Annotated in this window: 6 protein-coding genes and 2 pseudogenes; 6 read left to right on the top strand and 2 right to left on the bottom strand. The window is 59.6% G+C overall.

Annotated features, from left to right (window positions below; genetic code table 11):
* The 6 genes and pseudogenes from EJB06_RS31405 to EJB06_RS31385 form a co-directional block, all read left to right on the top strand.
* Window positions 1-222: pseudogene (locus tag EJB06_RS31405) on the top strand (IS66 family transposase); the annotation flags it as partial.
* A gap of 74 nt (window positions 223-296) precedes the next feature.
* Entirely contained in the window at window positions 297-686 is a 390-nt protein-coding gene (gene tnpA, locus EJB06_RS31400; protein ID WP_229427390.1) for an IS66-like element accessory protein TnpA, read from the top strand.
* Complete coding sequence (tnpB, locus tag EJB06_RS31395) at window positions 683-1,030, top strand: IS66 family insertion sequence element accessory protein TnpB (protein ID WP_126077952.1); 348 nt, start codon at window positions 683-685, stop codon at window positions 1,028-1,030. Before tnpA ends, tnpB begins: the two co-directional genes overlap by 4 nt.
* A 29-nt stretch (window positions 1,031-1,059) precedes the next feature.
* Complete coding sequence (gene tnpC, locus EJB06_RS31390) at window positions 1,060-2,625, top strand: IS66 family transposase (protein WP_126077951.1); 1,566 nt, start codon at window positions 1,060-1,062, stop codon at window positions 2,623-2,625.
* Window positions 2,576-2,878 (top strand): annotated as a pseudogene (locus EJB06_RS33260) (IS66 family transposase); the annotation flags it as partial. The gene tnpC and the pseudogene EJB06_RS33260, both read left to right, overlap by 50 nt.
* A complete protein-coding gene (locus EJB06_RS31385; protein WP_229427389.1) occupies window positions 2,814-3,143 on the top strand; it encodes a transposase domain-containing protein in 330 nt (109 codons plus the stop codon). The pseudogene EJB06_RS33260 and the gene EJB06_RS31385, both read left to right, overlap by 65 nt.
* A gap of 227 nt (window positions 3,144-3,370) precedes the next feature.
* Here the strand turns inward: EJB06_RS31385 and EJB06_RS31380 are convergent, their stop codons facing one another.
* Both EJB06_RS31380 and EJB06_RS31375 read right to left on the bottom strand, forming a co-directional pair.
* Window positions 3,371-3,766: a hypothetical protein gene (locus EJB06_RS31380; RefSeq protein ID WP_126077950.1), complete on the bottom strand. Its 396-nt coding sequence runs from the start codon at window positions 3,764-3,766 to the stop codon at window positions 3,371-3,373.
* 36 nt (window positions 3,767-3,802) lie between these two features.
* Window positions 3,803-4,367: RHS repeat-associated core domain-containing protein (locus EJB06_RS31375; protein ID WP_164558101.1), on the bottom strand; the 565-nt coding region annotated here is incomplete at its 5' end.

Genomic DNA, 4,367 nt, shown 5'->3' with positions numbered 1-4,367 from the left:
AATGCGCTCGACGATGGGCCGTCGATGGTCGTGTTTGACTACCAGGCCAGCCGTGCCGGCGCCCATGCGCGCGCCTTCCTGCAGGACTGGCGCGGACATCTGATGGTGGACGACTATGTCGGCTACAAGGCGCTGTTGACGGCAGGCCCCACCGAGCTCGCTTGCCTGGCCCACATTCGACGCAAGTTCTTCGACGTGCATGCCGCCAGCGGCGTAAGCGTCTTGCCTGCACCGTCTGGACGTAGTCTGTCATTCGCGTCAAAGTAGTTCCCACTACTTTTTTGATGGGCACTACTTTGGACACAGAAATAAAGCCGGGCAACCGCAAGGGCAAATCGAATTATTCACGCGAGTTCAAACGCCGACTCGCCGTTGCGGCTTGCGAGCCCGGCGTGTCCGTCTCGAAGCTGGCGTTGGCGCATCAGGTCAATGCGAACATGGTGTTCAAATGGCGGCGCGATCTGCGCGCAGGATTGCTGGATGATGCGGGGCCAGCACCGGCCGCCTTATTGCCGGTCGTGCTTGCTAAGACGCCGGCCGGGCCAAGGTCCACGGCTGCGCCCGCGCGGCGCGATAGCGTCTCAGGCGGGGTGATCGAGATTGTGATCGCTGATGCGATCGTGCGCCTGCGTGGCGACGTCGATGCTGCATTGCTCAAGACGGTCGTTCAAAGTTTGCGCGCATGATCGGCCTTCCGGTAGGCACGCGCATCTGGCTCGCCGCCGGTGTCACCGACATGCGCGCCGGCTTCAACGGCCTGGCGGCCAAGGTGGAAACGGCGCTGGCGGAAGATCCGTTCAGCGGTCATGTGTTCGTGTTTCGCGGTCGTCGCGGCGATATGATCAAATTGCTCTGGTGGACAGGAGATGGACTGTGCCTGCTGGCCAAGCGGCTCGAGCGTGGACGGTTCATCTGGCCGCAAGCGAGCAGCGGGACAGTGACGCTGAGCCAGGCGCAGCTGTCGATGCTTCTGGAAGGAATCGATTGGCGTCGTCCGGAGCGTACCTGGACGCCAGGCTCGGGCTTGTAAACGTCGCCTCCTTCACGTAAGCTTGGCGCATGCTCAACGCCGCCGACCTGCCCAATGACATCGAAGCCTTGAAGGCTTTGCTGCTCGCAAGCGAGCGTCGCGTACAGGAGCGCGACGATCAGGTCGCTGGCCTGGAGGCGCAGTTGACCACGCGCGCTGCCGAGATCGAGCATCTCAAGCTGACCATTGCCAAGCTACGCCGCATGCAGTTCGGCCGCAAGTCCGAGAAGCTCGATCACCAGATCGAACAGCTCGAGCTGCAACTGGAAGATCTGCAAGCCGACGACGCCGAGGCGGCCCGTGAAATGCCGGTGCCGGACCGCGCTCCGCGCAAGCAGTCGGTCCGCAAACCCTTGCCGGACCATCTGCCGCGCGATGAAAAAGTCTACCTGCCGGATGCTGCTGCGTGTCCTTCCTGTGGTGGCGGTCTGCGCCACCTGGGCGAAGACGTTGCTGAACAGTTGGAATATGTGCCGGCCAGTTTCCGCGTGATCCGCCATGTCCGTCCAAAAATGGCGTGCCGCTGCTGCGACAGCATCGTGCAGGCGCCTGCGCCGAGCCGGCCGATCGAGCGCGGGATCGCCGGTCCCGGCCTGCTGGCCCATATCCTGGTAGCGAAATTCGTCGACCACTTGCCGCTCTACCGCCAGTCAGTCATCTACGCGCGCGACGGCGTCGATCTTGATCGTGCCTTGCTGGCAAGCTGGGTTGGCGCGGCCAGTGGCTTGTTGCGTCCATTGGTCGATGCGATCCGCCGCCACGTGCTTGCGGCGGCCAAGCTGCATGCCGACGACACCCCGATTCCCGTGCTGGCGCCGGGCAATGGAAAAACCAAAACGGCGCGCCTGTGGACCTACGTGCGCGACGACCGGGCCAGCGGCGACAGCACGCCGGCCGCTGTCTGGTTTGCCTACACGCCGGACCGCAAAGGCATCCATCCGCAAACGCATCTGGCCAACTTCAGCGGGGTGCTGCAGGCCGACGCCTATGCCGGCTTCAACGCCCTCTATGCGGACGGCACGATCCAGGAGGCGGCCTGCTGGGCTCACGCCCGCCGCAAATTCTACGACCTGCATGTGGCACGTCCATCGCCATTGACGGAGGAAGCCTTGCGCCGCATTAGCGAACTGTACTTGATTGAAGCCGACATCCGCGGCAAGCCGCCGCATGAACGGCAACTGGCCCGGCAGAGCATGTCCAGGCCGCTCATCGATGCGCTTGAGCGCTGGCTGCGCGCCTCGATGGAGAAACTCTCGCGCAAGTCCGATACCTCAGCGGCGATTCAATACGCCCTCAATCTGTGGCCGGCCCTGGTGCGCTACTGCGACGATGGCGTGATCGAGATCGACAACTCGGCTGCGGAACGCGCCCTGCGCGGCGTCGCTATCGGGCGGCGCAACTACCTGTTCGCCGGCGCCGACAGCGGTGGCGAGCGCGCGGCCGCTATTTACTCAATGATCGGGACGGCCAAGCTCAACGGGATCGACCCGGAAGCCTGGTTGCGCCATGTGCTAGCCCACATCGCCGATCACCCCGTCAACCGCGTTGACGAGTTCCTGCCCTGGCGTTGCGCCGGGCAGTTGGCCACTGCCTGAAAAACACGCCGCTTCCCAGCGGTGTGATGCCATCATCAGGCAATACGGCGCTCAAATCAACAGGGTACTGGGCGGACGCTTACCCAGCGGCAGCCCGGTGGCAGAAGAGGCGCTGCGGCGCATTGGGCAGCTGTACGCTATCGAGCAACAGGCTGCGGATATGCCGCAGCAACAGCGGGCCGCATTGCGTGAGCAGCGCGCCATACCAATCCTGGCCGACCTGCACGCTTGGCTGCTGGCGTCACAGCGCAGCGTCGCTGTCGGCAGCGGTACGGTCAAGGCCATCGAGCATTCCCTCAAGCGCTGGCCGGCGCNCCATCGGAAAGAAGAACTGGCTGTTTGCCGGCTCCGGGCGGGCGGGCCGCCGCGCCGCCGTCATCCAGAGCCTGTTCGCAACCGCCAAGCTCAATGGCCTGGACCCAGCGCGCTGGTTGGCCGACACCCTCGAAAAACTGCCTACCTGCCACAACAGCAAGATCGATTCGCTGCTACCGTTCGCAAACTCTACACAGCGCTAAGCGCCAATGGAAGGTGGGCGGGCTGGCCGCTTACCGCGCAGTCCGGGCAGTAGCCGTTTTACTTCTCAGCCGCTAAAAAAGAAGCCGTCCCGGAACCCGCGCCAGAAGCAGCGGGTTGGGGACGGCTTTTTTTATTGAAGAAGGAAGACTGGCGCAACCGATCTAGCTATGCATCAGCCGTGTCCGTTTGGCGGCACTGACCCCGTGCCGTTCTGCCGTTCTGAAGTTCACGAATGGCCGAGTCCCGGACCTGGCTCTGTGCCTTCCTCACCCCCTTCCATTGCGATTGGATAAATACGTATTCCGATAGCAAAACCAAGTTGGCCCAGCTTGCCTATTACTGCGGCGCTGAGATGCGCATTTGCAGTATCTCCAAACGCCTCACCTTCAAAACCAATATCAAAAATTTTTTCTCTACAGTGGTTCAAAAGCTGCAATAGTGACAATGGCAATGAGTCAAATAACCTTAAGAACTCAGATATGTCTTCTTCTGGACCGTTAGTATTAATAAGGTTCGTCTCAAATCCAACACTATTGCCATCTTCTGATAATTCATCCCACAAAACAAATACGTCATTCTTTAAAAAATTTTTTAGGTCTTCTAAGGAATGATCAGATTTCAAAATACAGTCTACGTTTAAATACCTAGCACTCATAATTTACCCAATTTTCTTGCAGCGCCTCGGCTTAATATGCCTCGCGTTGTAACCGTTTGGAGAAGCGTTCTGAACCAATTTTTTCCAAGCAAATGCAGCCTCAGTCTCCGTACTGCCATATCCAATAAACCAACCTATTCGGGTTACATCCTTTTGTGTTCCGACCTTGTCAAATTGACCTGGCCCTTCACACATCCATTTACCGCAGCCACCTGTTGTTGGCCCCGTCAGTGCTGGTGATTGCGCTGGACTAGCGTCACGACTTCTTGCAGCATCGGCACTCTCCCGATCTCTTGAGCGACTGTAATCTCCATCAAAATTTACCTGATTCAGGTTTTGACCGGTTACGGGATCAATATTTCTAGCAGGCCCTACGGGTGGGAAAAACCTGGGTACAGTTTTGAATTGAAGGCCCTCTGGATCGACGTAGCTAAGCGGATTCCCATCAACATATCCATAGGTATTAATGCCCCCGTCGAGTCCGAGCGGATCGCTCTGCACATACCGCCCGGTCTGCGGATCGTAGTCCCTGAAGTAGTTGTAGAACAGATTGGTGTTTCTGTCGTAG

Source organism: Massilia atriviolacea, assembly GCF_003953935.1.
GTDB classification, from domain to species: Bacteria; Pseudomonadota; Gammaproteobacteria; order Burkholderiales; family Burkholderiaceae_D; genus Telluria_A; species Telluria_A atriviolacea.
Note: the sequence above shows the minus strand (reverse complement) of the source record. Positions and strands in the feature narration are given on the sequence as shown.

Excerpts from the sequence above, each read along its gene's own strand:
- tnpC (WP_126077951.1), top strand. The coding sequence starts at position 1,060 with ATGCTCAACGCCGCCGACCTGCCCAATGACATCGAAGCCTTGAAGGCT.
- tnpB (WP_126077952.1), top strand. The coding sequence starts at position 683 with ATGATCGGCCTTCCGGTAGGCACGCGCATCTGGCTCGCCGCCGGTGTC.